Annotated in this window: 27 protein-coding genes; 7 read left to right on the forward strand and 20 right to left on the reverse strand. The window is 69.6% G+C overall.

Annotated features, from left to right (window positions below):
- Positions 1-8 precede the first annotated feature (8 nt).
- Entirely contained in the window at positions 9-593 is a 585-nt protein-coding gene (locus DFJ67_RS33845) for a VOC family protein (protein ID WP_239097079.1), read from the reverse strand.
- 252 nt (positions 594-845) lie between these two features.
- Between DFJ67_RS33845 and DFJ67_RS33850 the strand changes: the two genes are divergently transcribed.
- The gene (locus DFJ67_RS33850; RefSeq protein WP_147315699.1) at positions 846-1,415 is read left to right on the forward strand and encodes a hypothetical protein; all 570 of its coding nucleotides are present in this window, start codon (positions 846-848) and stop codon (positions 1,413-1,415) included.
- Here DFJ67_RS33850 and DFJ67_RS33855 read toward each other — a convergent pair.
- From DFJ67_RS33855 to DFJ67_RS33905, 11 genes are all read right to left on the reverse strand, one after another.
- Positions 1,393-2,400, reverse strand: coding sequence for a HEAT repeat domain-containing protein (locus DFJ67_RS33855; protein ID WP_116072539.1), 1,008 nt, complete (start codon positions 2,398-2,400; stop codon positions 1,393-1,395). The genes DFJ67_RS33850 and DFJ67_RS33855 overlap by 23 nt on opposite strands.
- Positions 2,401-2,407: 7 nt before the next feature.
- Entirely contained in the window at positions 2,408-3,004 is a 597-nt protein-coding gene (locus DFJ67_RS33860; protein WP_116076964.1) for a HEAT repeat domain-containing protein, read from the reverse strand.
- A gap of 67 nt (positions 3,005-3,071) precedes the next feature.
- Positions 3,072-4,451: an FAD-binding oxidoreductase gene (locus tag DFJ67_RS33865; protein WP_203783409.1), complete on the reverse strand. Its 1,380-nt coding sequence runs from the start codon at positions 4,449-4,451 to the stop codon at positions 3,072-3,074.
- A 49-nt stretch (positions 4,452-4,500) separates the two neighbouring features.
- Entirely contained in the window at positions 4,501-6,510 is a 2,010-nt protein-coding gene (locus DFJ67_RS33870) for a beta-galactosidase (protein WP_116072543.1), read from the reverse strand.
- On the reverse strand, positions 6,507-7,322 hold the full coding sequence (locus DFJ67_RS33875) for a carbohydrate ABC transporter permease (RefSeq protein ID WP_116072545.1): 816 nt from the start codon (positions 7,320-7,322) through the stop codon (positions 6,507-6,509). The genes DFJ67_RS33870 and DFJ67_RS33875 overlap by 4 nt, the downstream gene beginning before the upstream one ends.
- Entirely contained in the window at positions 7,319-8,257 is a 939-nt protein-coding gene (locus DFJ67_RS33880) for a carbohydrate ABC transporter permease (protein WP_116072547.1), read from the reverse strand. Before DFJ67_RS33880 ends, DFJ67_RS33875 begins: the two co-directional genes overlap by 4 nt.
- A gap of 7 nt (positions 8,258-8,264) precedes the next feature.
- Positions 8,265-9,614 carry an extracellular solute-binding protein gene (locus DFJ67_RS33885; protein ID WP_116072549.1) on the reverse strand — a complete coding sequence of 450 codons (1,350 nt, stop codon included), beginning with the start codon at positions 9,612-9,614 and terminating at the stop codon, positions 8,265-8,267.
- Positions 9,615-9,646: 32 nt separating this feature from the next.
- Positions 9,647-10,735 carry a Gfo/Idh/MocA family protein gene (locus DFJ67_RS33890; RefSeq protein WP_116072551.1) on the reverse strand — a complete coding sequence of 363 codons (1,089 nt, stop codon included), beginning with the start codon at positions 10,733-10,735 and terminating at the stop codon, positions 9,647-9,649.
- Positions 10,732-11,736, reverse strand: a complete 1,005-nt coding sequence (locus DFJ67_RS33895) for a Gfo/Idh/MocA family protein (protein WP_116072553.1) — start codon at positions 11,734-11,736, stop codon at positions 10,732-10,734. Before DFJ67_RS33895 ends, DFJ67_RS33890 begins: the two co-directional genes overlap by 4 nt.
- Positions 11,733-12,716 (reverse strand): Gfo/Idh/MocA family protein, encoded by a 984-nt coding sequence (locus DFJ67_RS33900; RefSeq protein ID WP_116072554.1) that lies wholly within the window; start codon positions 12,714-12,716, stop codon positions 11,733-11,735. The genes DFJ67_RS33895 and DFJ67_RS33900 overlap by 4 nt, the downstream gene beginning before the upstream one ends.
- A gap of 52 nt (positions 12,717-12,768) precedes the next feature.
- On the reverse strand, positions 12,769-13,836 hold the full coding sequence (locus DFJ67_RS33905) for a Gfo/Idh/MocA family protein (protein ID WP_170216098.1): 1,068 nt from the start codon (positions 13,834-13,836) through the stop codon (positions 12,769-12,771).
- Positions 13,837-14,011: 175 nt separating this feature from the next.
- Here DFJ67_RS33905 and DFJ67_RS42400 point away from each other — a divergent pair, with 175 nt between their 5' ends.
- From DFJ67_RS42400 to DFJ67_RS42405, 3 genes are all read left to right on the forward strand, one after another.
- Complete coding sequence (locus DFJ67_RS42400) at positions 14,012-15,040, forward strand: LacI family DNA-binding transcriptional regulator (RefSeq protein WP_170216099.1); 1,029 nt, start codon at positions 14,012-14,014, stop codon at positions 15,038-15,040.
- 266 nt (positions 15,041-15,306) lie between these two features.
- The gene (locus DFJ67_RS33925) at positions 15,307-15,591 is read left to right on the forward strand and encodes a hypothetical protein (RefSeq protein ID WP_147315701.1); all 285 of its coding nucleotides are present in this window, start codon (positions 15,307-15,309) and stop codon (positions 15,589-15,591) included.
- A complete protein-coding gene (locus tag DFJ67_RS42405) occupies positions 15,588-16,229 on the forward strand; it encodes a hypothetical protein (RefSeq protein WP_147315702.1) in 642 nt (213 codons plus the stop codon). Before DFJ67_RS33925 ends, DFJ67_RS42405 begins: the two co-directional genes overlap by 4 nt.
- Before the next feature lie 127 nt (positions 16,230-16,356).
- Here the strand turns inward: DFJ67_RS42405 and DFJ67_RS33935 are convergent, their stop codons facing one another.
- From DFJ67_RS33935 to DFJ67_RS33945, 3 genes are all read right to left on the reverse strand, one after another.
- A complete protein-coding gene (locus tag DFJ67_RS33935; RefSeq protein WP_116072567.1) occupies positions 16,357-16,881 on the reverse strand; it encodes an IPT/TIG domain-containing protein in 525 nt (174 codons plus the stop codon).
- Positions 16,882-17,021: 140 nt separating this feature from the next.
- Complete coding sequence (locus DFJ67_RS33940; protein WP_116072569.1) at positions 17,022-18,074, reverse strand: hypothetical protein; 1,053 nt, start codon at positions 18,072-18,074, stop codon at positions 17,022-17,024.
- 134 nt (positions 18,075-18,208) lie between these two features.
- Entirely contained in the window at positions 18,209-18,436 is a 228-nt protein-coding gene (locus tag DFJ67_RS33945; protein WP_116072571.1) for a 2TM domain-containing protein, read from the reverse strand.
- A gap of 86 nt (positions 18,437-18,522) precedes the next feature.
- On the opposite strand from DFJ67_RS33945, the gene DFJ67_RS33950 reads away from it, so the two are divergent.
- The gene (locus DFJ67_RS33950) at positions 18,523-20,118 is read left to right on the forward strand and encodes an FAD-dependent oxidoreductase (protein ID WP_116072573.1); all 1,596 of its coding nucleotides are present in this window, start codon (positions 18,523-18,525) and stop codon (positions 20,116-20,118) included.
- A 4-nt stretch (positions 20,119-20,122) separates the two neighbouring features.
- Here the strand turns inward: DFJ67_RS33950 and DFJ67_RS33955 are convergent, their stop codons facing one another.
- Entirely contained in the window at positions 20,123-21,163 is a 1,041-nt protein-coding gene (locus DFJ67_RS33955; RefSeq protein ID WP_116072575.1) for a fatty acid desaturase family protein, read from the reverse strand.
- 53 nt (positions 21,164-21,216) lie between these two features.
- Positions 21,217-21,987: a hypothetical protein gene (locus DFJ67_RS33960; protein ID WP_116072577.1), complete on the reverse strand. Its 771-nt coding sequence runs from the start codon at positions 21,985-21,987 to the stop codon at positions 21,217-21,219.
- A 35-nt stretch (positions 21,988-22,022) separates the two neighbouring features.
- Here DFJ67_RS33960 and DFJ67_RS33965 point away from each other — a divergent pair, with 35 nt between their 5' ends.
- Complete coding sequence (locus DFJ67_RS33965; RefSeq protein ID WP_116072579.1) at positions 22,023-22,433, forward strand: TIGR03618 family F420-dependent PPOX class oxidoreductase; 411 nt, start codon at positions 22,023-22,025, stop codon at positions 22,431-22,433.
- A 10-nt stretch (positions 22,434-22,443) separates the two neighbouring features.
- Here the strand turns inward: DFJ67_RS33965 and DFJ67_RS33970 are convergent, their stop codons facing one another.
- Positions 22,444-22,932: a hypothetical protein gene (locus DFJ67_RS33970; protein ID WP_147315703.1), complete on the reverse strand. Its 489-nt coding sequence runs from the start codon at positions 22,930-22,932 to the stop codon at positions 22,444-22,446.
- A gap of 27 nt (positions 22,933-22,959) precedes the next feature.
- Positions 22,960-23,949, reverse strand: a complete 990-nt coding sequence (locus DFJ67_RS33975) for a lysylphosphatidylglycerol synthase transmembrane domain-containing protein (RefSeq protein WP_116072583.1) — start codon at positions 23,947-23,949, stop codon at positions 22,960-22,962.
- 78 nt (positions 23,950-24,027) lie between these two features.
- Here DFJ67_RS33975 and DFJ67_RS33980 point away from each other — a divergent pair, with 78 nt between their 5' ends.
- On the forward strand, positions 24,028-24,777 hold the full coding sequence (locus DFJ67_RS33980) for an SDR family oxidoreductase (RefSeq protein ID WP_116072585.1): 750 nt from the start codon (positions 24,028-24,030) through the stop codon (positions 24,775-24,777).
- On the opposite strand, the gene gap is transcribed toward DFJ67_RS33980, so the two are convergent.
- The gene (gene gap, locus DFJ67_RS33985; RefSeq protein ID WP_116072587.1) at positions 24,774-25,784 is read right to left on the reverse strand and encodes a type I glyceraldehyde-3-phosphate dehydrogenase; all 1,011 of its coding nucleotides are present in this window, start codon (positions 25,782-25,784) and stop codon (positions 24,774-24,776) included. The two genes, DFJ67_RS33980 and gap, sit on opposite strands and share 4 nt — an antisense overlap.
- Positions 25,785-25,788: the final 4 nt, after the last annotated feature.

Here is a 25,788-nt window from a genome sequence, read left to right on the forward strand (position 1 = left end):
AATGTGGATCACTTCGGCGGTTCGGCTCCGGACTGCTCGCTCGCCATGTAGGTCGCATACCAGTCAGGCCAGTTGGCGTCGGCCTGGCCGGTGCGCTTCTCGTGCTCACCGTGTGCCTCGGAGGCGCGGCGCATCGCGTTGGCCAGGTCGGCGACCGACGAGTAGGAGGTGATCCCGCTGTCGATCCGGCCGGGCAGCCGGTTGACGATCTCCTGCAGCAGCCAGCCGTTGCCGTCGGGGTCTGACCACGCGGCCAGCGAGTTGTAGCTGTTGCGGTCAGGGTCGGGACCATCGGCGACACCGTCGGCCGTGCGGTGGAAGATCGGACCCACCTCGACACCGCGCGCGATCAGGTCGGCCCGGGCCTTCTCGATGTCGGTGACGATCAGGAACAACCCCGGCGGGGTGCCTTCCGGAGTGGGCGGGCTGCCGATGCCAAAGTGGATCGAACACAGCGATCCCGGCGGCGTGAACTGGATGGCCCGGCTGCCGCCGAGGACGAGGTCGGCGTCGAGCCGCCACCCGAGACCGGCGTAGAAGGCCTTCGCCCGCTCAGGATCCGCGACCGGGATGGTGATCACTTCAAGCTTCAAATCCGGATTTGCACCGTTCTGGGCCTTTGCCATCGCAGTCTCCCAGTCGTTGGCAGCGCGTTCGTGGACAGTATCCCCGACCTACGGCGTGCCAGAGGCGTGGTCGGCGCGGAGAGATGGACACGACAGCCCCAGACGCTGCGGCAGACTCACCCGCACCGCCTCGGCTTCGTTGTGCGACCATCCCCCGTGTGCGTGCTCGAATCACGGTTCGCGCCGAACACCCCCACGGCGTCGTCCTCTCCCTCACCGATGGAGCGGGACTCGTGTCGCCGTTGGACATTGGCTCGTTGCCGATCAGCGACACGGCACGCGCGGGACTGCTCGCGTGGCAAAGCCGTTTCGACTCGGGCTTCGTCTCACCCGACGACGAGGACCGGTTTCTACGGCGACGGCCTGCGCCTCGCCGCGGCGCTGGCGATCGAACTGATCGCCAGTCACCTCGTCGAGTACCAGGACAGCCGCTACCGCGAGGGCCTGCTGCTCGGCGATGGCGGCGTGATCGTCGGCGGCGACGAGATCATCCTGCCCGCGCACTGGCAGAACCTCGACACCTGCGCGGACCGGCGACGGGCCCTGCACGCCCAGTTCGACCGGGAGGTCGCCGAAGCGCATGCCCTCGCCGGCAGAAGCCTCGACCTGGTCGCGGCCTGCACTGTCTGCGACGACGTGCTGTTCCGGATCCGGGACGATGCCGGCTATGCCGTCGTGCACCTCACGTGGAGTGCGGTGCGGGAGCGAGCGCCCGATTTCCCTTCGACGAACCTGCACCGCGACCGCGCCGAACTCCTCGCCGATCTCAGCGAGCGCCACCACCCGTAGCTCGTAGCTGGCGGATGTAGGTCGCGGTCAACGCGACGGCGCGGTCGGCGTCGTGTGCGAGCTCTTCGAGGGCGCCCGACGCCGTGCTTCCCGGGATGTCCGCCAGCGCCTGGGTCAGCCGTTGCCGGGCCGCCGGTTCGGCCGAGAGGCGGTCGACGAGCGCGGCGGCGATCCGGTCCGCCAACACCGGATCGCTCGCCAGCGCGCTCAGCGCGTCGGCCGCGTCGGCGTCGTTGGCCTCCTCCACGATCATGTCGATCAGGGTCGGGACCGCCTCGGCTCCGCCGCGGGCGCCGAGGGCAAGGGCGGCATTCCGGCGTACGACGATGTCTTGGTTGGTAAGGGCGTCGTGCAGCACCGCCGTCGCCGCCGCGGTCGCGATCTCGGCGATCGATCGGACGGCACGCTCGCGCACCTCTTGGTCCGGTGCGCCGAGGCCCTCCGCGAGCAGCACCAGACCGCCGTCGCCCAACTGGGCCAGCGCCCAACGGAGGGCCCCGGCGACGTTGGGGTCCGACTCGCTCAGCGCCGCCTCGACCAGCGCCTCCACCGGCAGCGGGGCCTCGTCGACCGCGGACAGGGCCGCGCGCTGGCGCCGCCCCGCACTCTCCGAGCCCAGACCCTGGAGGAGTGCGACGACCTGAAGGACCTCTTCCCAGCCGGCCGGTTCCGCGGCACCGATCCGGCGCAGCCGGGTGAGCAGCTCCGTCTCGGCCGCGATGCGTTCGCGGGTCTGGCGGGCGAGGTCTTCGACGAGGGCCCCCGGCGCGAAGCCGGGGTCGTCGAGCGCACGCCCGACCTCACGCAGCGACAGCCCCAGGGACCGCAGGCTCTCGATGTGGAAGATCCGCCGGATGTCGTCGCTGGAGTATTCGCGGTAGCCGGCCCCGGTGCGGTCCGCCGGCCGCACCAGGCCCAGCGCCTCGTAATGCCGCAGCATGCGGGCGCTGACCCCCGACCGCCGGGCCACGTCACCGATCAACACGCTCTTGTCACCCCTGCCTGCCATCCGGGTCGCGCAACATCCGTTCGGTGGCGGCCGCGTGCCGTCGCCGGTCAGCGTTCGTCGCGGCGGCGCGCAGCGTCGGCAGGATCGCGTCGCCGAGCGCGACCAGCGCGCGGCTCAGGCTCAACCACGTCTCCCGGCCGCCGCGTCCGAGTTGGCTCGCCAGCACGGTGATCAGATCTTCCACTTCATTTTCGGGTACGAGCAGGACGGCGGCCCGCCAGGCGCTCCGCGCCACCTCGTCGTCGGCGTCGGTCAGCAGCGCGTGGGTGATCGCCGGCCACGCCTGCCGATCCCCGATCTTGGACAGCGTGTGCAGCGCCTGGCTGCGGGCCTGGGCCCGCTCTTCGCTGAGTTCCGCCATGAGCTTCGGGACCGTCACCGACGCCGGGTGCCGGGTGAGCGCCCAGGTGAGCATGTCGCGCACGAAGAAGTCCGGCTCGATCGCGCAGCGTTCGACGAGTGGGTCGACGAACGCGGGGTCCGGGTTCGTGCCGATCGCCAGCGCTGCCTGGAGCCGGACCGACTCGCTACTGTTCGCCAGCCCGCGGAGTGCTCCCGTGTCTGTTTTCGCCATGGTCATCCGGACCACCTCCTTGGCCACAGTGAACCCCTTGCCACCGTGTCAAGGTCAAACCGCTGGCGGCGGCCTATGCCGGCGGGATGTTGTGGCTGGGCCGGAACAGGTTGGTCGGGTCGTAGGCGCGCTTGATCCGGGCGAGCCGGTCGTAGGTCGCCGGCTCGAAGGCACGGCGGACCGTTTCCGGGGTCGTGTCGTAGACGCCGATGAAGTTGGCCATCGCGCGGCCGGTCATCCACGGGGTCATGGCGTCGACGATCGCGGTCAGCGGCGGGCGGACGTCCTCCGCGGCGCCGATCTCCCCGGTGGCGCCGGCCAGGAACTGGAATCCGGCGTCGCGGGTGCCGACGGCGTTGGGCACCTCCGGTTGCCGGGCGAGCGCGCCGCCGAGCGGTCGAAGCTCGACCACCTGCGCGGGCGTGTCGACCGCGGGGCCGGCCGCCGTGATCATGGCGTCCGCTGCCTCCGGCGGGAAGTCGCGGAGCAGGGCTGTCGTCTCGTACGCCGGCAGTGGATCGACCGGGTCCGCGTGGATGCCCGGGATCGCGGTGAACGGCATCTCCGCCACCGTGTCGACCAGGGTGGGCGCGGTCACCCGCAGGTCGGCGGCGAACCGCTTGCCGTCGTCGGCCGAGCCCAGGTAGGCGAATCGCACGTGGACGCTGAACCGGCCGCGCAGCGGTTCCGGGATGAACGGCGCCGGCGGCAACCGCAGGAAACCCATCGACGCGGTGAGCGCCTCCGGGGCCGTGGCGGTCAACTGGCGGCAGGCCTCGACCACGTGCGGGGTGTATTCCCCGGCGAAGTACATGCCGCCGCCGTAGAGCCGGGTGATCGGCAGCAGGTCGACGGTCAGCGAGGTGACCACGCCGAAGTTGCCGTCGCCGCCGCGGACGGCCCAGAACAGGTCCGGCTCGTGTTCCGGGTCGACCTGGCGCTGCTCGCCGTCGGCCGTGACGATCTCGAATGCCCGCACGTGGTCGGCTGAGTAACCGTAGGTGCGGCCGAGGGTCGGGCTCAGCCCGCCGCCGAGCGTGTAACCGACGACCCCGACGTTGGGAGACGAGCCGGCCAGCGGCGCCAGGCCCACCTCGGCGGCGGCCTCGACCAGTGCCTGCGCCTCGACCGTCGCGCCGATCGTCGCCGTGCGCTCTGCCGTGTCGATCCGGATGTCGTTCATCCGCCGTACGTTGAGCAGGAGCCCGCCGTCGGAGTCGAGCACGGTGCCGTGTCCGGTGGCGACGACCGTGATCGGCAGGTCGTTTTCGGCGGCGAACCGGACGGCGGCCCGCACGTCGGCGGCCGAGGTCGCGCCGACGGCGACGGCCGGGCGTTGGATCACGGCCAGGTTCCACGTCGCGGCTTCCGCGGCGTAGCCGTCGTCGCCCGGCACCACCACCGGACCGGTCACTTCGCGGGCGAGAGCCTCCAGTTCGATCATGGCAGTCATGTCGTACCCCCCGGTTAAGGTTTCTCCCGAGGGTGGGAAATCCGCCAGCTTAGATGCGTGGGGAAGGGGGCGCAGCTTCAACAGAGGACACCATCGGAAACAGGGTTCCCGTGCGGGCCGGCACCGTGACGCCCGCGCCGCCCAGCACCGCTTTCTGCTCTTCGTTGGTCCAGTTGACCGCCACGACGACGCGGCCGCCGTCGGGTGTGGTCAGCACGCGGTGGAGCAGCCCGGGCCCGGGGAGGTCCCAGGTGAGGGTGCGGTGGCGTTCGGGCGCGAGCAGGGCGAGCAGCGCCGACCGCGTGTCGGCGTCGGCCGTGGTGGCATAGGACAGTGATGGGTAGGTGGCGACCAGCACCGCGCCGCTCTTGCGCACGATGCCCGGTGTGCCGTCGGAGAACGTCGCGACGACCGTGCCGTCGGCCACCGCCAGGGTCTCGCGCTGCCACGTCCCCGTCAGCCCGCCCACCTCGACCGACGTGACGATGTCGGCATCGACCTGGCGCGCCCCGAAGAGCTCCGCCATGCCCGCGCCGGGCACCGTCGGCCGGCGCCGGCCCAGCTGGTCGTGCTCGCCCGGGGCGGCCTCCGACACCAGCGTCCCTCCATGATGGACAAAGTCCGCCAACGACGAGCCCAACTCCACAGTGACGACCGACGGCATCGGCCAATAGAGGGACCGGATGTGGGCTGGCACCCCGTCTGCGGCGACCCGGTCGGCGTGCAGGATCTCGATGGGCAGGTCCGCGTCGAGCAGCAGCCGGTAGGCGCCCAGGATGGCGTCGCGGTAGAGCGACATCGAGCGGTCCGTCGCGAACGCGTGCAGTGCCGACTCTCGGGACACCAGCAGGCCGACCGACCCGGGCTCGGCAACGGCACCGTCGAGGTCCCGCACCGCGGCGGCGAAGTCGCTGGCCGCCGCCACCCGCGTGGTCACGCTGCCCTCCGGAGCGCACAGCCCATAACCGGGCGACTCGGGGCCGAGCAGTTCCGGCCGCCACTGCCAGAACACCACCCCGGAAGCACCGGCCGCGAGCGCGTTCCACATCCACAACGCGACCGTCGACGGCACCGGGTGCGGCGTGCTGCGCCGCCCGTCGCGCCGCCCGCGGCCGCCCTGCAACTCGGCCTGCCAGAAGGGCTTCCCGTCGGCGGCACCGCGCGCGGTGTCCAGGTTGAACAGGTGCTCGACGTGGTCGTCGGCCATCAGCCAGGTCGGGAAGCTGGAGGTGCCGAAGACGTCAATCGGCGAGGTCAGCGTGTACTCGTCGAGCGTGTGGGTCGCGAGCTGCCCGGTGAAGCCGCTCAGCGCCACGTGGGTCATCACCGGGTGGGCGGGGTCGGCGGCGCGCACCACGGCGCAGCGGCGGTCGAGCCAGCCCGCCAGGTTGCGGAACCAGTGCGATCGCCAGTCGATCATGTCGGGCACCGCTTCGAAGAGCCGCGGCGGCTCGACCTGGTCCCACGAGGAGAAGCGCCGCGACCACGCGTCGTTGAGCGCGTCGAGAGACCCGTAGGACGCGCGCAGGCCGGCGACGAACGTGGCCACCGAGGCGTCGCAATAGCAGTAGAGGCGGTCCGGGAAGTAGGACGCGGGCTCGAGGTGGGGCTCGTTCCAGACGTCCCACACGCGCAGGGCGGGATGCGCGCGATAGCGCTCGACCACGGCGGTGAGGAACGACGCGGCGGCCTCCCACACGGCGGGGTTGTCGAAACAGAGGCCGGGCCAGCCGCCGCCGGGGGTGTTCATCGCGGCGGTCAGCCGCACCGGACGCTGCTCGTGGTCGTGGTAGTGCGCCGCGGGATGTAAAGCGGCCAGCCAGTAGGGCACGTTCTCCAGGATCGTGTTGACGACCACGCCGAGGCCGTGGCGGTGCGCGAGGTCGAAAAGCCGGTCCAGGTCGGCGAAGTCGATCGCGTCGGGCGTGGGCTGCATCCACGACCAGCAGGCCCACAGCTTGACGGTGTCGAAGCCGGCCGCCCGCATCCGCTCCAGGTCGCGGTCCCAGTCTTCGTGGGGCGGGTTCGGGGGACGGTAATACTGGGCGCCGATGATCATCCCTTCACCGCCCCGAACGTGAGGCCGCGGACCAGGAAGCGTTGGGCGACGAGGCCGAGGAGGAAGACCGGCACCAGTGCGAGCACGGCCGCGGCGGAGCTGCCGCCCCAGTCGACCGAGACGGTGCCGATGAAGCTGGCCACCCCGATCGGCACAGTCTGGGTGTCGCGCCCCGACAGGACCAGGGCGAAGAGGAACTCGTTCCAGGAGAAGAGCAGGCAGAGCACGGCGGTGGCGGCGAGGCCGGGCGCGGTCAGCGGCAGGGCCACGCGCCAGAAGGCGCCGAACCGGCCCGAGCCGTCCACGAGCGCGGCCTCCTCCAGGTCGGGCGGGAGTTCCTCGAAGAACGAGCGCATCATCCAGATCACGATCGGCAGGTTGAAGGTGGTGTGCGCGGCGATCAGCGCGAAGTAGGTGCCGAGCAACTCGGTGCGCTGGAAGATCACATACATGGGCACGACGAGGGCGACCGCGGGCACCATCCGGGTGAACAGGATGCCGCCGGCCCACAGTTCGCGACCGCGGATCGGCAGGCGGGCCAGCGCGTAGGCGGCCGGCACGCCGACCGCCAGCGACAGCGCCGTGCTGCCGAGCGCCACCAGCGTGCTGTTCATCAGGAACGTCTGGAAGTGCAGGTCGCCGAGCACCTTGGCGTAGTTGTCGAACGTCGGGGTGAAGGCCAGCTTCAGCGACGGCGTGAAGATGTCGGCCGGCACCTTGAGCGAGTTGACCACCACGGCCGCGATCGGCACCAGCACGACGAGCAGGAAGACGACGACGATCGTGTAGCTCGCGACGGTCCACCGTTTCACAGCGCCTCCCGCCGGCGCAGCAGCCGGATGTAGAACGCCGAGATCACCAGCACGGTGAGCAGGATGAAAACGCTCAGCGCCATCGCGTACCCCATGTCGAAGTAAGAGAAGCCCGTGCGGTAGGTGTAGAGGCCGATCGTCTCCGTGGACAGGCCGGGGCCGCCCTTGGTGAGCACGAAGACCGTGTCGAAGATCCGGTAGGTGTCCATCGTGCGGAACAGCAGGATCAACAGGATCTGCGGCACGATCGCGGGGAGCACGATGCTGCGCAGGATCCGCAGGTGGCCGGCGCCGTCGACGCGGGCCGCCTCGAACTGTTCCTCGTTGATCGACAGCATGCCGGCGTGCATCACCAGCACGACGAACGGCGTCCACTGCCAGACGTCGACCGCGATCAGCGAGGGTAGGGCCAGGCCCGACGAGCCGAACCAGCCGATCCCGCTCGGCAGCCCGACCGCGTCGCTGAGCTGGGTGACCAGGCCGAACTGGGGATCGAGCAGGTAGCGCCAGAGCAGGGCGGTGACGACCGGCGCGATGATCATCGGGAGCAGGATGAGCGCGTTGGCGAGCTTGCGGCCCCTGGTCATCTCGAACAGCGCCGCCGCGACCACGAAGCCGAGGACGAGTTCGACGCTGATCGCGCCGACCACGTAGATCACGGTGTTGACCAGCGCCCGGCCGACCGTCGCGTCGTGCAGGATCCGCGTGTAGTTGTCGAACCCGACGAACGGTTTGGGCAGGTTGAGGTCGGTCAGCTTCCAGGAGAAGAGCGAGAGCACCAGGGAGTACGCCAGCGGCAGGATGATCAGCACGGCGAGCACCACCAGCGATGGCGTGAGCATGCCGTAGCCGAGCCGGCGGCCGTGGCGCCCGCGGCGCCGGGGCCCGGCCCGGACCGGTGAGTCCACCGGCCCGGGCCGCGTCAGGGTGTCCACCCGTCGATCACCCACCAAGCGCCGACGACACGGCCTGATACATCGCGTCGGCGGCCTGTTCGGGAGACTTCTTGCCCTGGATCGCCTCCTGCACCGCCAGCTCGATCTGGTCCTGGGCCTTCGGCCAGGCCGCTACGCTCGGCTGCGGGTTGGAGGTGGTCAGGGCCTTGTTCATCGCGTCGAGGAACGGCAGCTTCGCGGCGACGTCGGGGTTGGTGTAGAAGTCCTTGGTCGCCCCGCCGGTGGCCGCCGCGATCGCGACCTTCGCCTGCTGCTCGCCGCTGGTGTACCACTGGAGGAAGGAATAAGCGGCGTCCTGCTGCGTCGACTTCGCGGCGATGCACCAGTTCCAGTAGATGAGCTCGCCGGCCGGCTTGTCAGCGGTGAAGGCGAGCGGGGCGTAGCCCCACTTGCCGGCCGTCGACGACTTGGCCGGGTCTTCCAGCGCCTGGAGCGACGGCGTGGTGCTGATGATCATCGCGGCCTTGCCCTGCGCCGCCGCGGTCGACGCCTCGTCGACGTGGAAGTTGAGCACGCCGCTGGGCGCGTTCTTCGCGGCCTGCACGTAGAACCGGACCGCGTTGGCCGCCGCGCTCTTGTCGAGCGTGGTCTTGCCGTCGGCACCGAACCACCAGTTGCCCTGCGCGGTGAGCAGCGAGCCCATCACGTCGGCGACCGCTCCCCCACGCTTGCCGGGCAGGGCGATGCCGGCCATCCCGTCTTTGCCGTTGAGCGTGGCCGCGTCGGCGGCGACCTCGTCGAGGGTGGTCGGCGGCTTCAGGCCGTTCTTCTCGAACACGTCCTTGCGGTAGGCGAGCACGGTGGTCGAGACGAAGTCGGGCAGACAGTATTGCTTGCCGTCGTATTTGCCCTGCGCGAGCACGTTCGGGAGGAAGGAGTCGGCCGAGAACCCGCCCGGGTTGCGCTTCGGGTCGGCCAGCTTGTCGTCGATCGGGGCGAGATAGCCGGCCTTGGCGAACTCACCGAACCAGCTCGGGTGCACGTAGAGGATGTCGTAGCCGCCGGCGCCCGCGAGCGCCAGCGCCTGCTTGTCGTGGAGGTTCTCGTAGGGGACGGCGTCGAGGTCGAGCGAGCCGCCGGTGTCCTTCGCCCAGGCGGCCGCCGCGTCCTTCTGGCCGCTGGTCCAGGGATCGCCGGCCCAGCGGGACAGCACGAGCTTGTCGTCGGGGAAGCGACCCATCGGGCCGCCGGCGCTGGCCGGAGCGGCGTTCGGGTCGCCGTCGCCGGAGCCGCCCGATCCGCCGGTGCCGCCGCTGCACGCGACTACCGCCGAAGCGACGACCAGGGCGATCGCGAATCCGGACCAGCGCCGGACCTGTCGCTGTGGTCTTGCCATATCCGAATCTCCTTCCGGGGCCAAGTTAGCGGTTATTGATCAAGCGTTGCTACTGCTCCGCCGCCTTTACCAGCAGATTCGTAGCCGGCGGCGATGACCCGCAGGCAGGCCAGACCGTCGTCGAGGGTGGGTCCGAAGGGACGCAGGCCGGCCGCTGCCCGATGCAGGTAGGAGGCGACCTCGCGCTTGTAGTGGTGGGTGTGCGGCGGCCAGGAGCCGTAGTCGTGGGGCTCCGTGGCGTCCGCCTCGATGTGCGGTGTCGTCCAGCCGCGGTAGAGCGGATCGTCGCCCGACCGGTAGACCTCGACCCGCGGGAACGGGTCGGTCGCCCGCATGACGAGCGTGCCGTCCGTGCCGTAGATCTCCAGGTTGTTGCGCATCCCGATGTCGGCGGACAGGCTCCAGACGGTGCCGATCTCGCCGAGCCCGCCGTCGGCGTAGCGCAGCAGCGCCACGGCGATGTCCTCACCATCGAGGTCGGGCTTGTGCCGGTTGGCGGTGAACGCCGACACCTCGGTGATCTCACCGACCAGCCAGCGCAGCAGGTCGATGCCGTGCGAGCCCTCGTCGATCCAGGCGCCGCCACCGCCGAGCACCGGGTCGTTCATCCAGGCGGTCATGTCCGGCGGGCAGCCGATCTCCGCGATGCCGGCCAGGCCGATGAAGCCACGGGTCAGCAGCACCCGGCCGAGCACGCCGGAGTCGACGATCTTCTTGGCCCGGTCGGCCTCCTTGGAGAATCGACTGACGAAGGCGGCGGTGCCGTCGACGCCCGCTTTTCGCACGGCCTCGGCCATCGCGGTCGCGTCCGCCACGGTCGTGGCGATCGGCTTCTCGCAGAACACGTGCTTGCCTGCCTCGGCCGCGGCGACCACCTGCTCCGCGTGGCGGCTGTTCTCCGAGTGCACCATCACGATGTCGACGTCGTCGCGGGTGACCAGGTCGCGCCAGTCTTCGACGAACGTGTCGACGCCGTGCCGGGCGGCGGCCGCCCTGCCGCGATCCTGGTCGTCGTCGCTGATCGCGACGATCCGGGCGCCGGGGATCTCGCTGATGGCTTTGGCCCGGAACTCGGCGTGCACGTGGGCCCAACTGACCATGCCAATCCGCAGGTCGGTCATCGTGTCGTCTCCTTGATCTCTTCCCGGCGGCCGCTGGCCACGGATCGGTATGCGGCGTCGACCACGGCGAGCACGTCGCGGCCGACGTGGCCGTCGCTGAGCGACGGCGCTCCGCTGCGCAGGCAGTCGAGGAAATGTCCGAGCATCGCGAGATGTCCGTCGGCGACCAGGCCCGCGATCGGCAGGGGGTACGACCAGCCGGCGTGTTGGTTGACCACCTGGAGCGGCTGGCGGTGGAGGTTGTCGACGAGGATCCGGCCCTCGGTGCCGAAGATCTCGAAGCGGGAGTCCATCGCGCCGGCCAGGCTCCAGCTGTCTTCACACTGGCCGATGACGCCGTTGGCGAACCGGACGGTCAGCACGGCGGTGTCCTCGGCCGTCGTTCGCTTCTGGTGTACGAAGGTGCCGGCTTCGGCGTACACAGTGGATGGTTGTGATTGGGCGAAGAAGCGGCAGAACTCCAGGCTGTGCACGGCCATGTCGAGGATCGCGCCGCCGCCGGACCTTTCGGGGTCGAAGAACCACGGTGAGTGTGGCTGGCCGATGCCCTCGCAGGCCTTGACCCGGAACACCTCGCCGATCTCGCCGGCGTCGACGGCCTTGCGGGCCTCGTGCAGTGCCGGGATGAACGGGACGTTCTCGGCGTAGAACAGCCGGGTGCCGGCGGCCTCGACGGCGGCGAGCATGCGGTCGGCCTCGTCGAGGTTGCGGGCCAGTGGCTTGATGCAGATGGCGTGCTTGCCGTGCGCCGCGGCGATCTCGACCGCCGGGAGGTGGATGTCCGGCGGTGCGACGATGTCGAGCACGTCGGTGTCAGGGTCGGCTGCGGCTGCGGCGATGTCGGTCAACGCCTTGGTTTTGTAGGGGCCGGCGGCCCGCTCGGCCGACTCCTGGCTCGTGGCGACCACGCTGGTGATCTTGACGCCGGGGAACTGGGCCAGGGCGGGCAGGTGCATCTCGCGCGCCCAGAAGCCGGCACCGATGACGCTCACGCCGATCATGGCTTCACCGCCGTGCCCTCGTCGAGCGAGCGCTGGGCGGCCAGCACCAGAGAGAGGGCGTCGCGGGCCTGGCGCGGGGTCGCGGCCTGGGAGCCGTCGACCCGGCCGGCGATGCGGTCGACGAAATACTGCTGCTCGCCCTGGTAGCCGTAGTCCCAGAGCAGGTCGGGGTAGCCCCAGCCGGTGGTCTTGTCGAACGTGCGCATCGCCTGGGCCTGCACGAGGTCGACGGCCGCTTCGCCGGCGCTGCCGTACGCCTCGATGGTGAAGTTGCCGTGGCCCGCCGTCCAGGTGACATACATGCTGGTGACCACACCGGTGTCGTGGGTGACGGTGACGGTCGCGTTGTCGGGGCTGCGGTGGCGCTTGGCGCCCTCGAGCACGTAGGCGCCGCCGGCCGTGTAGACCGTGGTCGCCGGGCCGAAGAGCCATTGCACGAGGTCGCCGAAGTGCACGAGGGTGTCGAGGATGACGCCGCCGCCCTGGGCCGGGTCGTAGAACCAGTCGTTGGTCGGTTCCCAGCCGAAGACGGCGGCGCGGGAGGCGATCGGCTCGCCCAACTCGCCGCTGGCGATCCGCTGTTTGAGGCCCGGCAGTGGTGGGGTGAAGCGCAGCATGAAGCCGTGTTGCAGGATGCGGTCGCTGTTGGCCGCGGCCTCGACGACCCGGTCGGCGTCGGCCAGGGTCAGGCTGATCGGCTTCTGGCAGAAGACGTGCTTGCCCGCTTTCAGGGCGGCGATGGTCTGGTCGGCGTGCACGGCGTTGGGGCTCGCGAGCAGGACCGCGTCGACGGTGTCGTCGGCGAGGATGGCGTCGAGGTCTGGGGCGATCGTGAGGCCGTAGTCGGTCGCGAAGGCTTCCGCCGCGGTGTTGATCGGGTCGGTGCAGGTGGTCAGGCGGCCGCCGCTGACATGCTTGTATGCCTCGGCATGTACGCGGGCGATCCGGCCGGTGCCGACGACGGCGATGTTGACGGTCATGCTCGTGCCTCGCTTCGCGCGGTCCGACTCGGGCTGGGTTCGCGGCGGGCGCTCATCGGGTCTCCAGCGGGAACGTCACGCGGGTGCCGGTCTCGGCGGCCTGGTAGGCGCCGATGATCATTTCCAGGGCTTTGAGGCCGTCGTACGCGGTGGGGAGATCCTTTTGCTCTCCACCGTTGACCCAGTCGCGGAAGGCGAGCAGGAGGTCGCGGTAGCACGCCTCGTAGCGCTCCTCGCCGACCAGGTCGATGTAGCGGCGGCCCAGCCAGGGCGGGTCGATGCCCTGGATCTCGGTCTGCGGGCTCTTCTGGTAGTGCAGCGCGATCTCGCCCCGGGTCCCGCTGAGCTCGGCGTGGTCCGGGGAGGCGAGCGGGCCGAAGTAGTCGGCGGCGTGCCAGGTGCTCTCCACGGTGACGATCGCGCCGGTGTCCAATGTGTACGTGGCGATGCCGTAGTCCTCGACGCCGAGTTGCTTGTAGGTCAGCGTGCCGATCTGGCCCGTCACGTTGACTGCTTCGGCGCCGAAGAACCAGCGGAAGAAGTCGGTGAAGTGCACGCCGTGGTCGAGGAAACCGCCGCCGCCGCCGCGGACGGGGTCGGCGTACCAACCCTGGTCCTGGGTTTTGGGTGAGTCGGTGATCGCGCCGACCGGGAAGCGGATCGAGTAGAAGCCGGAGACGAGGTCGCCGACCGCGCCCTCGCGGACCGCGTCCAGCGCCTGGCGGTAGACCGGCAGGTAGCGCAGCAGGTAGGCCATCATGACCGGGACGCGCTCGGCGGCGTCTACGATGCGGCGCGCGTCGGCCATCGTGGTGGCGATCGGCTTATCGAGCAGCACGGGCTTGCCCGCGGCGGCGGCCAGTTCGACGTGGTCGGCATGTGCCGACGTGTAGGACGTGATGATCACCGCGTCGACGTCGTCGCGGCGGATCAGGTCGGCGTAGTCGGCGGTCCAGACGCCGTCGGTGTAGTCGGCGGCGAACTCCTTGGCCAGGTCGGCGCGCTCGTCGGCCACGCCGACCAGGCGCAGGCCCGGCAGCCCGCGGCGCAGATAGTCGGCGAACGGGTAGGCGTGGTAGTGGTTGTGCAGGCCGACGATGCCGATGCCCAGGTCAGACACAGACTTTCTCCTTAACCCCCGGGGGTACGCAACCGGTTTACGCAACCGGTTGCGTAATCTTGGGCCCGACGGTGAGATGGGCACAAGAGGTTACGAGAAGATTTCTCGAAGCCGCCTGGTAGCGTTGCGCCGCAACAGCGCAACCGGTTGCGTGGATCTTGGAGGTCGAGCCGGCGTGACCGCAGCGAAGAACGACAGACTGACCATCCGCGACATCGCCGCCCTGGCCGGCGTCTCGGCCGGGACGGTCTCCCGCGCGATGAACGGCCAACCAGGCGTCGGCGCCGCGACCCGCGACCGGATCTCGGCCGTCATCGCGGAGCACGGCTTCCGGGTGGACCCAACGGCACGCCAACTCTCGACGGGCCGCAGCCGCACGCTGGGCGTGCTGTTCCCGCTGCACGCGTCGGAGGTAGTGCTACACCCGGTCTACCCGGCGTTACTGGGCGCGTTGGGCGACGCGGCCGAGCGGGCAGGCTACGACCTGCTGCTGCTGACGATGTCAGGCCAGAAGTCTGCACACGTGCTCGACACGGTAAGCCGCCGCCGCGTCGACGGCGTGGTCCTGCCGGCAGCCGGCGCCCGAGACCCGATCATCAAGCAGTTGGTAGGCCTCGGCGCCCCAACGGTGCTGATCGGCCACCGCAGCAAACTCCCGGGCGTGGGCTGGGTCGACTGCACCCACGACGCGGCGGCCACGGAGCTGACTCAGCTGATGATCTCCGGCGGCCGGCGCTCACTCGTGCTGCTCAACGGCCCTACCCACGTGTCGGCGTGCAAACTCCGCTCGACGGGCTTCTGGTCGGCGGTGAAGGCGGCGGGCATCCCGGGCGCCCGCGAAGTGTCGGTCCCGTTCGACACGGCCGCGGCCGCCGCGGTGGCCCTCGACCTGCTGCGCGGTCCCAACCGTCCCGATGCGATTGTCTGCGCGTCGGACACGATCGCGGCGGGCGTCCTCGAGACCGCCCGCACGCTGGGGCTGTCGGTGCCGGACGACGTCGCGATCAGCGGGTTCGACGATCGGTCGCTGGCCGCGCACACACAGCCGGCGCTGACGACCGTGCGCATGCCGTTACAGGAGACCGGGCACGCGGCGGCGCACATGCTCTTCGCCATGCTCGGCGACGAGCCTTTGACCAGCCGCCACATCGTCCTGCCGACTCAGGTGATCGTCCGCGACTCGACACCGCGGGCCGCTCGGTAGTTCGAATGCCGGCCAGGTCCGTCACTCGCCACGACCCGCCGCCGACGCACGTTTCGCACAGCACGGCATAGCGAAATAGGCGCCTCGGTCGCGGCAGATCCGCCACGCATTGATCAAAGGCGGGATAGTGGCGCTTGCCCATGTTGTTCTTGGCACTCTTTCGTGGTAACCGCAGGCAACTTCGAGGTTTTACGTCGGTGCCCGATCCCGTACTTTAAGAACGCTCAGAGGTTCCTGCTATCCCGTCTTGGTCTGGGGTCACGTTCATGGAAATGATCGTTTCATTGGGGGCGCAGACACCCGGGGATCGACTTGGCGTGATCGGCAAGGTTGTCCTCGGATTCTTGGCCGTGGTCCTGGTGCTCGTCATTGGCGCGTTGATCGGTGGCTTGGCCGCAAAGTTGCAAGGAGTCCTTGTCGCCGCCGGGCTACTTTCTCTAGGGATCGCTCTCGTCGCCTGGATCTTCGGTGCTAGCTGGGCAGTTCCCGCAGCCACCGTAGGCGGCGCCTGCCTGTTCTTCGCGCTCATAGGTGCCATGGTCAGCGGGTGATCGACGAGCACAGGTTGAGAACGGACTCCATTCGTGAAGGGCAGTCTCTTGTGGAGAGCGAAGAGCGATACCACTTTGACATCAACTATGGATCCCCGTCGTCGCCACCGCCGCTAGATCTCAATCAGGCGCTTGCAGAGGTCTTCCGGACTATTAATTACAACGCTTCCAGCACCCACGGCATGGGATACGCGCACGGGGTCATGGTCGCTGGGCGAGCCTCGCCAGATGAGCTGGCGGCAGCGCGCCGTCACCTGCATCGAGAGCTCGCTCTCGGGACTGAGCCGGTGGCAAAGTTCACCCGGCGGGGTGACAAGAAAAACTATCGACCTGCCGGCTCCAGCGATGACATGTTCGTCAGGCTAATCATCGGCAGAATCGCCCGTCTGCGCTTTCTGGACATGACGCCATACGAGGAGTTCGTGTTCCTGTCGGCTCGAGATCGCAGGATCGTGCTCGCGGAGCGGAGAGTGCCAGCAGGGGGGAGGCCTGTCGGGCAACTGTTGACCGCGTTCGTCGTTGTCGCCGCAGAGCCTGATGGAGCCGTGCGCAACGGCCGCCTGTCTCCGTCGATTCGCAATTGGGTTGACGGACCCGAAGAGCTGTCGTCTCCGACGACCAGCAGGCAAAGCCTTTGATCGACGGAGCACCAATGACGCCGAGGCCGCAGTGGCAGTTGGTGGCTATCTCGAATCCGAGGTCACTGATCTGAGGCCGGGGTGCACAGCGGCGAGGGCACGCCTCGCCGCTGTGCGCCGGTCCAGATCAGCAGTAGGTGCGTCGAGGTGACCTGCGGCGGGTCAGGAACAGCAGGAAGCCGCCGGTCAGGCTCAGCACCGAGCCCGTCGCGAGTGGTAGCCAGACCGGGGCGCCGGTGACCGGGAGGGTGTCCTCGGACTCGTAGCGGTAGACCGTGGACGACGAGCCCGTCGGCGTGCTCACGACGAGCTGGGTCCGCCCGGCCGTGCACGGCGGAGCGGTGAACGTCAGCACGTTGCCGGCGCCGTTGACCGAGACGTCAGCGGGTGGCACGTCGATGTCGCAGAGCCGCACCGTGGTCTGGTCCGGCGCGAAGCCGACCCCCGTCACGGTGATGACGAAGCCGCCCCGGGCCGGGCCGCTCAGTGGAGAGACCGAGTCGATCCCCACGATCGGCGCCGGCACGTCGGTCGGTGTCGGGCCGGGTGGGGCGGCCGCCGCCGCGTCGGCGGCTGCCGGGCCGAGGCTGGCCAGGCCCACGAGCGCGAGTGCCAGCAACGCGGTTGTTGATGCTCGCCGGAAAAATCCCATCGTTTCCCCCGTTTACGTCAAGCGGCAGAGAGAGCTGCTGACCGGAGCAACGAAATCGGAAACGGGAGGTAACGGGGCAAAATATAAAGAGGCGGGCCTGCCCGATGAACGAGACCCGGGCAGGCCCGCGCGATGTGCGGCTACGCGCAACCGGCAACCGTGCTCGGGTTGCCGCAGTTGTTGGGCTTGTTGCCGGCCAGGGTATTGCCGGCGTAAAGGACCGCCCCGGACTGGCGGAAGATGGCGCCGCCGGTGGCGTCGGTTCCGGTCGCCCGGTTGGCGAGGATCGTGAGCTTCTCCAGGGTGCTGCCGCCGCCCTCGATGTAGATGGCGCCGCCGCGGGCGTTGGTGCCCGTCGCCGCGTTGCCGGAGAGCACGTTGCTGGTGACCTTCAGCGTGCCCTGGTTGTAGAGACCGCCACCGTGTGCGTTGGCGCCGTTGGCCACGTTGTCGTGGGTCAGGCCGCCGGTCACCGTCAGGGTGCCGCCGTTGGCCACTCCCCCGCCGAACGCGCCCGATCCGGTCGCATCGTTGCTCGCGATCCGGGTGCCGTTCAAGGTGACGGTGCCCAGGATGCCGAGACCGCCCCCGACGACGCCGTGATTGCCGCTCACCGTGCTGTTCTTGAACGTGGTCGTGCTGTTCGCCTGGGAGTTGAACGCGCCGCCCAGAAACCCGGTGTTGTTGCGGAGCGTGCTGCCGTTGATCTCCGCCGTGCCGAAGTTGAGGATCCCGCCGCCACCGACGGCCGTGGCCGTGTTGCCGGTGACGGTGCTGCCGACCAGTGTCAGGCGGGCGCCGGCGGTGCTGACCTGGATCGCGCCACCGTTGATCGCGCGGCCGTTGCTCAGCTTCACCGCGTTCAGCGTGAGGTTGCCGGTTCCACCGACCTCGAAGAAGCGGAAATCGGCGGCCGACGTCGCACGGGTGATCGTTGCGAGGTTGCCGTTGATCCGGATCGGTGTGGTGATGACCGCCAGGCCGTTGTCTCCGACGGCCGGTGTGGTGAGGGTGTAGGTGCAGGCGGGGCTGAGGTCGAGCGTGCCCCCACCGGCCGTGTTGGCCGCGACGACCGCGGTTTGCAGTGCGGCCGCGTTGCACGGCACAAAGGCGCGTGCGGACGCGGCAGCGGGCTGGGCCAGGGCGACGCTTCCCAAGACGACTGTCGCGGCCAGCAGGTGGCGAACGTACATGAAGGACCTTCCGGAGTCGTTGCCACGTGGCGCGCATCCGCGATCCGCTGGGACGAACACATGGCAACGACGATTCTTCGCAGGCGATATGCCCACTTAGCCGGAATCATCCGATTGAGTCCGTGATTCAGCCATTAGGGGGACGCGGCGAAGCGGCGGACACCCCAGACGTGGAATCCCAGCCCGATGCCCCAGCCGACGATCGACCAGAGCGGCCAGAAGAAGATGTCCGGGGTCAGGATCCACCACAACACGATCTGAACCAGATTGCCGACGATGTAGCTGAGCACATGGATCCACAGACCAAGTTTCAGGGCGGCTGCGGTCGGCTGGGGCCGGATTCCCGCGGGTTTATAGTTCATGAGCGCACGGTAGATCGACGCTCTTGATACCAACGGAACGCGGGCCCGACTTCGTTCAGTGCTCGTCAACTACGCGAGGGAACCACGTGAACGACGGTGTGGGGCGGCGCGGTCTGGTCCTCGACGACGAGCAGTTCCGCCGGCTCGCCGGCTACGGCGAGGTCGAGCAGGCCGAGGCCGGGCGGGATCTGTTCACCACCGGCGACGACTCCTACGACTTCTTCCTGCTCCGGTCGGCGACCGTCGACATCGTCCGCAACGCCACGGTGATCGAGCCGGAGCGGTTGATCTACCGCGGTGTCCCCGGAGACTTCCTGGGCGAGCTCAACCTGTTGACCGGTCAGCATGTCTACCTCACCTGCCGGGTGGTGACCGGCGGGGAGGTCGTCCGGATCGGGGCGCCGATGTTGCGCCGGGCCCTCGCGGAGCAGGTCGACATCGCCGACATCCTGATCGAGGCGTTCCGCGAACGGCGCGAGGTCATCGGCGACGCGGCCGGCAACGCCTTGGAGTTGGTCGGCCAACGGGATGCCGCCGAGACGCTGGAGCTGCGCACCTACGTGACCCAACTGCTGCTGCCGCACGCCTGGCTCGACGCGGCCTCCGACTCCGGGGGCTCGCTGATGCGGCTGGCCGAGCTGAGCCACGACGACCTGCCTGCGGCGATTTTCAACGGTACGGCGCTGCGCCGCGCCACACCCAGAGCCATCGCCGAGGCGCTCGGCCTCACCTACCGGCCAGACGGGAACACGATCGATCTCGTCGTCGTGGGTGCCGGTCCGGCGGGTCTCGCGGCCGCGGTCTACGGCGCGTCCGAGGGCCTCAACACGGTCCTGCTCGACCGCACCGGGCTCGGCGGCCAGGCCGCCAAGAGCGCCCGCGTCGAAAACTACCTCGGCTTCCCGCAGGGGATCAGCGGCGAGCACCTGACCCGCTTGGCGATGGTCCAGGCGCTCAAGTTCGGCGTCCGGATCTACTCGCCCTGCGCGGTGGCCGGCCTCGACCTGGCGGTGGCACAGCGGCCAACCGTCGTGCTCGAAGACGGCACCCGGATAAACTGCCGAGCCGTTGTCGCCGCGACCGGGGCGCACTACCGGCGCCTCGACATTCCACAATGGGCAGACTTCGAAAGATCGGGCTGCATCCGGTACGCGGCCACGGAGCTTGACGTCCGGGGCTACGAGAATCAGCCGGTGACCGTTGTCGGGGGCGCCAACTCGGCCGGGCAGGCGGCGCTGTCCCTCGCCGCGCGCGGCGCGACGGTCGACCTGATCATCCGCGGCACCGACCTCGGCGCCCGGATGTCGTCCTACCTGACCGACCGGATCCGGGCGCATCCGCTGATCCAGGTGCACCCCAACAGCACGGTCCGCGAACTGGCCGGCGGCGAAACCCTCCACTCGGTCGTCACCGAGCGGGGCCGGCTGGACTCCCGGGCGCTGTTCTGCTTCATCGGCGCCGACCCGGTGTCGGGCTGGCTTTCCGGCGTGGCGAAAGACGACGGCGGCTTCGTTCTCACCGACAGCCGGCTGCCCACCGCGCCGCTACCGTTCGAGACCAGCGTTCCCCGGGTGTTCGCGGCCGGAGACCTGCGCGCCGGGTCGACGAAACGGGTGGCCACCGCCGTCGGCGACGGCGCGAGCGCGGTCTCCTCCGTGCACGCCGCGCTCGCCCGCGACTGAGGCGTCAGGCCGCGCGTCGCGCCGCGTGCTCCGCCCGGGCGGGTGCGCTCACCTCGTGCAGGTAGCCCAGCGCCTGGCGGTAGGACGTGACGAGGCTGGTCTGCACGTACGCCACGCCGATCTCGGCGCAGTGTGCCTCGACGATCGGCTGGGCCTTGCGCAGGTTCGGTGCCGGCATGCCCGGGAACAGGTGGTGCTCGATCTGGTAGTTGAGCCCGCCCAGCGCCGCGTCGGTCAGCCAGCCGCCGCGTACGTTGCGTGAGGTCAGCACCTGCTTGCGCAGATAGTCTTCGGCGCCGGTCGGGTGCGGCATGCCCTTGTGGTTGGGCGCGAACGTCATGCCGAGGTAGACGCCGAACAGTGCCTGGTGCACCAGCAGGAAGGCGATCGCCTGTAGCGGCGAGAGCACGGTGAACAGCGCCACCAGGTAGCCGATCGCGTGCAGGACCAGCAGGGCGCTCTCCAGCTTGCGGTGCTTCACGACGCCGGCGCGCAGGGCCTTGATGCTCGACACCTTCAGGTCGATGGCCAGCAGCGTCAGCAGCGGGAAGAACAGGGCGGCCTGGTGCCGGGTGATGAAGCCCTTCAGCCCGCGCCGGCCCAGCGCCGACTCGGTGGCCCAGATCAGCACCTCGGGCGCCACATCCGGGTCGAGGTCGTCGTGGTTGGGGTTGTTGTGGTGCCGGGTGTGCTTGTCCATCCACCAGCCGTAGCTCATGCCCACGCCGAGGTTGCCGGCGATCCGGCCCGCGATCTCGCTGGGCCGCTTGGTGCGGAACACCTGGCGGTGCGCCAGGTCGTGCGCCACCAGGGCGACCTGGGTGAAGGTGACGGCGAGGAACGCGGCGGTGACAAGCTGCCACCACGACGAGCCGATCAGGAAGAACGCGGTCCAACCGCCGATCAGCATCAACGAGACGACGCTGAGCCGCGCCACGTAATAGATGGGCCGGCGCTGCATCAGCCCGGCGCCGGTGATGCGACGGGACAGGATGGCGAAGTCGCTGCCAGTCGTCGGGCGCGGCGGCGCCATCGTAATCGTCATAGCTCAATCAAACGGGCTAACGCCGCGAAAGTCAGTAACGCTAGCGTCCGGCTCTACGGGTGGCTAGCACCACCAACAGAAGCGGCCTCGGAGAGCAGATGGCGCAGCCGGTCGTGTTCTTCGGCCGTCCCGATCGCGGCCCGGTGCTCCGGATGTGCGACGTAGTAACGGATCGCGTCGGTCAGGAACCACGGGTGGATGTCGAGCCAGAGGAACGGGACGATGGCGATCCCCCACCAGCGGGCGAGGTTGGACCCGGTCACGCTCAACGAAAAGTTGTCTGTGCGCTTAACAGGCCGCAACGGAGTTCCCGGCTGCACCTCATCCCACGGCGCGTAGCGGTAGCCGAACTGCGCCAGCACCCGCACCCCGTCGCGGGTCAGCTCGACGGCCGGCCGGCCCAACCACACGCCGCGGAGGTAGACCACCACGACCGTCGCGGCCATCAGGCCCAGAAAGGCGGTCAACACCACCTGCATGACGTCGACCTGCCATTCCGGGTCGGTGCCGGGCTCCCACGTGGTCGGCGCGAAAGCCGCGAAGTTGGCGGTGAGCGCGACCGCGACCACCGCCGGCCACCAGATCGCGATCGCCGCCGGCCGCGTGCGGAAAACCTGATTGCCGGCCGCCGTCACGAAAGCGACGGTGACCGACGAACGGCGCAGCAGCGGAACAATACCCGCCACCACCAAGGCCGCCGAAGGGGACAAACGCACCGCCATAGACGCCCACAAGCCGTCATCGGACTCGTACGTCGCCTCGAACCACGCCGCCGTCAGCGCGGCGACCCCCGCACCGACCGCGACTACCCGGCGGATCCTCATCGTCTCGATCCGATCTTGAGTTCTAAGCTGGGGCAATGCCAACTACACCCTTGCCGGAGCGGGTCGTCGACCTGCTGCGGCAGCCGAACCCCGCGGTCATGGCCACCGTCGCCGCGGACGGCCGCCCGGTCACCGTCGCCACCTGGTATCTGCTCGAGGACGACGGAATCGTACTGCTCGGACTCGATGCGAAGCGGGCCCGGCTCAAGCACCTGCACGCCGATCCCCGGGTCTCGCTGACGGTGCTGGCGCGCGATGACTGGTATACCCACGTCAGCCTGCAGGGCCGGGTCATCTCCATCATCGACGACGTCGGACTGCGGGAAATCGACCGCCTGGCAACCCATTACACCGGCAGCGCGTACGCGGATCGGGTGCGTCCCCGCGTCGTCGCCCGGGTCGAGGTCGAGCGCTGGCACGGGTGGGGCGAGCTCAAGAACGCCTGAGAAGCGCCGGTCAGGTAGCCGAGCAGGCGGTGGTCAGCTCCTTGATTGCCGCCTCCAGCTTCTTCTTGCTGGGCTTGGCGTCGGCGGATTTGTTGTAGGCCTCGCTCAGCGCCGCCATTTCCTGCTGCACCTTGTCGGCGGCCGCGCTGACCTGCTCGTTGGCGCCGATGGAATGGGCGATGACCGCGGCCGAGCCGGCGACCCACTGGGCACTGACCGCGATGTGCCCGGCCGGCGGACCGATCTTCTCGGCCTTGCCCACCTTGTCGGCGTTATCGGCGATGTCCTTTTTGATGTCGTCGCACGCTTTCGCGGTGGCCGCGTCGGGGGCCGGGTTGGCCGAGATGGTGGGCGCGGCGGTGGTCGGACCGGTGTTCGACGGCACCGGAGCCGGCGATTCCGCCGAGTCGCAAGCAGACATCGCGAGCAACGCCGTGATTGCCAAGCCACTGAGGACAAGCCGGGTCCGCTGCATCGATGATTCCCCCATGATCGTCACGTCGGGGCGCCACGCTACCAGTGCCGGTCAAGCGGTCCGCCGATCGCGCCGGATGACGAGCCAGGCGATCCAGCCGGCACCGATCACCAGGCCCAGCGTGATGAGCCGGTAGAGCACGACGGCGGCGATCGCGGTCGGGGTGTCGAGTCCGCCGGCGGTCAGACCGACCACGACCGCGTTGTCGATGACGCCGAGGCCACCGGGCACGATCGTCAAAGTGCCCGCGGCCATCCCGGCGCAGAAGGCGAGCAGGAGCACGGTGGGGCTGACCGCCCGGGGCGCGATGGCGGCCAGACACAGCCAGAGGCAGCCGGCATCGAACAACCAGTTGAGCACGGCGTACGCGGCCGCCGCCACGGCGTGACCCGGGGTGAGCCGGGCACCGCGCAACTGGCCGAGCAGGGCGCGCGCCTGTTCGAGTCCGTCGTCGGCAGGTCGCCGGCGCACCCGGTTGAGCCGCGTCAGCACGGAACGCACGACCGGCACCAGGGATTCGGGGTGGCGGCGGATCCGGCGTACGCCGCCGGTGACGACGAGCATGGTGATGGCCAGGCCGAGCAGCGATAGCCACGGCGGACGGCCGTGGCCGGCCACCGCCCCCAGTGCGGTGACCACGCCGAGGGCGGCGGTCGACAGGATGCCGGACAGGGCGATGCACCAGGAGGCGATCGCCGGGGTGGCACCGAAGCGGCGCAGTTGCTGGTAGTTGAGCTGGGTCGAGAAGGCGGGTCCACCGGGCAGCGTCTCGTTGAGGGAGTGCGCCGCGAAGGTCAGCGCCAGGAGCCGGCGCAACGACACCCGCACGCCGGCCGACGACAGCAGGTGGCGCTGCATCCGGGCGTAGACACTCATCGCGGCCAGCGCGGCGAACAACGCGGCCGCGAGCGGACCCCCGTGCGGGGCCCGCACCTGCGTCACCGCCGAGGCCAGCGCCGGCCAGCCCAGCACCAGCTCGACGGCGAACAGGCCCAACAGGCCCACCACCAGCGCGCGGCGCAGCCAGCGACGGTGGTCCATCCCACTCCTAAGATACCTGACGTTTCTTGCGGGGCGAGCGTACCGTCGGATGGGAAGTCTCAGTTAGCGGGGGTTGAGATGAAGATCGTGGTGTTCGGGGGAACCGGATTGATCGGCTCGCAGGTGGTGAAACTGCTGCGCGAGAAGGGGCACGAGGTCGTCGCCCAGTCGCCGTCGACCGGGGTCAACACGGTCACCGGCGACGGCGTCGCGGACGCCGTGGCAGGGGCCGACGTCGTGGTCGACGTGACGAACTCGCCCTCGTTCGCGCCCGACGACGTCATGGCGTTCTTCCAGAAGTCGACCGGAAACCTGCTCGCCGCGGAGAAGGCGGCCAAGGTCGGGCACCACGTCGCGCTGTCGGTGGTGGGCGCCGAGCGGAGCCCGGAGAGCTCATATCTGCCGGCGAAGGTCGCGCAGGAGAAGCTGATCCGCGAGTCGGGCGCTCCCTACACGGTGGTGCGCGCGACGCAGTTCTTCGAGTTTCTCGGCTCCATCGCCGACACCGCGACCGACGGCGACACCGTGCACATCGCGCCGGTCGCGTTCCAACCGATGGCCTCGGCCGACGTCGCGGCGGCGGTCGCGGACGCGGCCGCCGCCGCAGCGGTCAACGCGGCGATCGAGACGGCCGGGCCGGAGCGGCTCCGGTTCGACGAGGTGATCCGGGACACCCTGGCCGCCAAGGACGATCCGCGCCGGGTGGTCGCCGATCCGGCCGCCCGCTACTTCGGACAGACGATGCACGACGACACCGTCGTGCCGGTCGGCGACTACCGCCCGGGCGCGATCCGGCTGGCCGACTGGCGTGCCGCCCAGCCTGCCTAAGCCGCCGCCCGTGCGCCGATCCGCTCCGAGAACTCGACGAGGCGGTTGGCGAAGCCCCACTCGTTGTCATACCAGCCATGCACCTTGACCTGGTTGCCGATCGCCTGGGTCAGCGGGGCGTCGAAGATCGACGAGTAGGGGTTGCCGACGATGTCGGCGGACACCAGCGGCGCCTCGGAATACTGGAGGTAGTGCCGCAGCCTCTCGGAGGCGGCCGCCTCGCGGAAGGCCGCGTTGACGGCCTCGACATCGGCGCGCTCCCGGAGCACCACGGTCAGGTCGGTGATCGAGCCCACCGGGACGGGCACGCGCAGCGCGGCGCCGGTCAGCCGCCCGTCGAGCTCGGGGATGACCTTGCCGATCGCCTTCGCCGCGCCCGATGACGTCGGGATCGTCGACACGGCCGCCGCGCGGGCCCGGCGCAGGTCGGAGTGCGGCGCGTCGTGCAGACGCTGGTCGCCGGTGTAGGCGTGGACCGTCGTCATCAGGCCCGACTCGATGCCGAACGCGTCGTTGAGCACCTTGGCCAACGGCGCCAGCGAGTTGGTGGTGCACGAGCCGTTGGAAAAGACGTCGTGGCTGTCGGGGTCGAGCGTGTCGTCGTTGACCCCGAGAACGAAGGTGGGGACGTCGCCCTTGGCCGGCGCCGAGACGACGACCTTGCGCGCGCCGCCCTTGAGGTGGGCCGCCGCCGCGACGCCGTCGGCGAAGAAGCCGGTCGACTCGATGACGACATCGGCGCCGGCCTCACCCCACGGGATGGTCGCCGGGTCGGACTGCCCGAAGACCCTGATCTGCCGGCCCTGCACGACGATCGTGTCGCCGTCAGCGGCGACGCCGTCGAGGTGGCCGGAGATGGAGTCCCACTCGAGCAGGGTCGCCAGCGTGCGGGCGTCGGCGAGGTCGTTGACCGCGACCACCTCGACGTCGGCGTTATTGGCCAGGGCCGCGCGCAGGTAGCTGCGCCCGATCCGCCCGAACCCGTTGATGCCGATGCGTACCGTCATGACT

The organism is Asanoa ferruginea (assembly GCF_003387075.1).
Lineage (GTDB): Bacteria > Actinomycetota > Actinomycetes > Mycobacteriales > Micromonosporaceae > Asanoa > Asanoa ferruginea.

What these genes read in the sequence shown, in the direction of transcription:
- DFJ67_RS33850 (WP_147315699.1), top strand. Translation starts at nt 846, where the DNA reads ATGGAGCGGGACTCGTGTCGCCGTTGGACATTGGCTCGTTGCCGATCA.
- DFJ67_RS33860 (WP_116076964.1), bottom strand. Translation starts at nt 3,004, where the DNA reads ATGACCATGGCGAAAACAGACACGGGAGCACTCCGCGGGCTGGCGAAC.
- DFJ67_RS33865 (WP_203783409.1), bottom strand. Translation starts at nt 4,451, where the DNA reads ATGACTGCCATGATCGAACTGGAGGCTCTCGCCCGCGAAGTGACCGGT.
- DFJ67_RS33870 (WP_116072543.1), bottom strand. Translation starts at nt 6,510, where the DNA reads ATGATCATCGGCGCCCAGTATTACCGTCCCCCGAACCCGCCCCACGAA.
- DFJ67_RS33885 (WP_116072549.1), bottom strand. Translation starts at nt 9,614, where the DNA reads ATGGCAAGACCACAGCGACAGGTCCGGCGCTGGTCCGGATTCGCGATC.
- DFJ67_RS33890 (WP_116072551.1), bottom strand. Translation starts at nt 10,735, where the DNA reads ATGACCGACCTGCGGATTGGCATGGTCAGTTGGGCCCACGTGCACGCC.
- DFJ67_RS33895 (WP_116072553.1), bottom strand. Translation starts at nt 11,736, where the DNA reads ATGATCGGCGTGAGCGTCATCGGTGCCGGCTTCTGGGCGCGCGAGATG.
- DFJ67_RS33900 (WP_116072554.1), bottom strand. Translation starts at nt 12,716, where the DNA reads ATGACCGTCAACATCGCCGTCGTCGGCACCGGCCGGATCGCCCGCGTA.
- DFJ67_RS33925 (WP_147315701.1), top strand. Translation starts at nt 15,307, where the DNA reads ATGGAAATGATCGTTTCATTGGGGGCGCAGACACCCGGGGATCGACTT.
- DFJ67_RS33935 (WP_116072567.1), bottom strand. Translation starts at nt 16,881, where the DNA reads ATGGGATTTTTCCGGCGAGCATCAACAACCGCGTTGCTGGCACTCGCG.
- DFJ67_RS33940 (WP_116072569.1), bottom strand. Translation starts at nt 18,074, where the DNA reads ATGTACGTTCGCCACCTGCTGGCCGCGACAGTCGTCTTGGGAAGCGTC.
- DFJ67_RS33945 (WP_116072571.1), bottom strand. Translation starts at nt 18,436, where the DNA reads ATGAACTATAAACCCGCGGGAATCCGGCCCCAGCCGACCGCAGCCGCC.
- DFJ67_RS33955 (WP_116072575.1), bottom strand. Translation starts at nt 21,163, where the DNA reads ATGACGATTACGATGGCGCCGCCGCGCCCGACGACTGGCAGCGACTTC.
- DFJ67_RS33960 (WP_116072577.1), bottom strand. Translation starts at nt 21,987, where the DNA reads ATGAGGATCCGCCGGGTAGTCGCGGTCGGTGCGGGGGTCGCCGCGCTG.
- DFJ67_RS33965 (WP_116072579.1), top strand. Translation starts at nt 22,023, where the DNA reads ATGCCAACTACACCCTTGCCGGAGCGGGTCGTCGACCTGCTGCGGCAG.
- DFJ67_RS33975 (WP_116072583.1), bottom strand. Translation starts at nt 23,949, where the DNA reads ATGGACCACCGTCGCTGGCTGCGCCGCGCGCTGGTGGTGGGCCTGTTG.
- DFJ67_RS33980 (WP_116072585.1), top strand. Translation starts at nt 24,028, where the DNA reads ATGAAGATCGTGGTGTTCGGGGGAACCGGATTGATCGGCTCGCAGGTG.
- gap (WP_116072587.1), bottom strand. Translation starts at nt 25,784, where the DNA reads ATGACGGTACGCATCGGCATCAACGGGTTCGGGCGGATCGGGCGCAGC.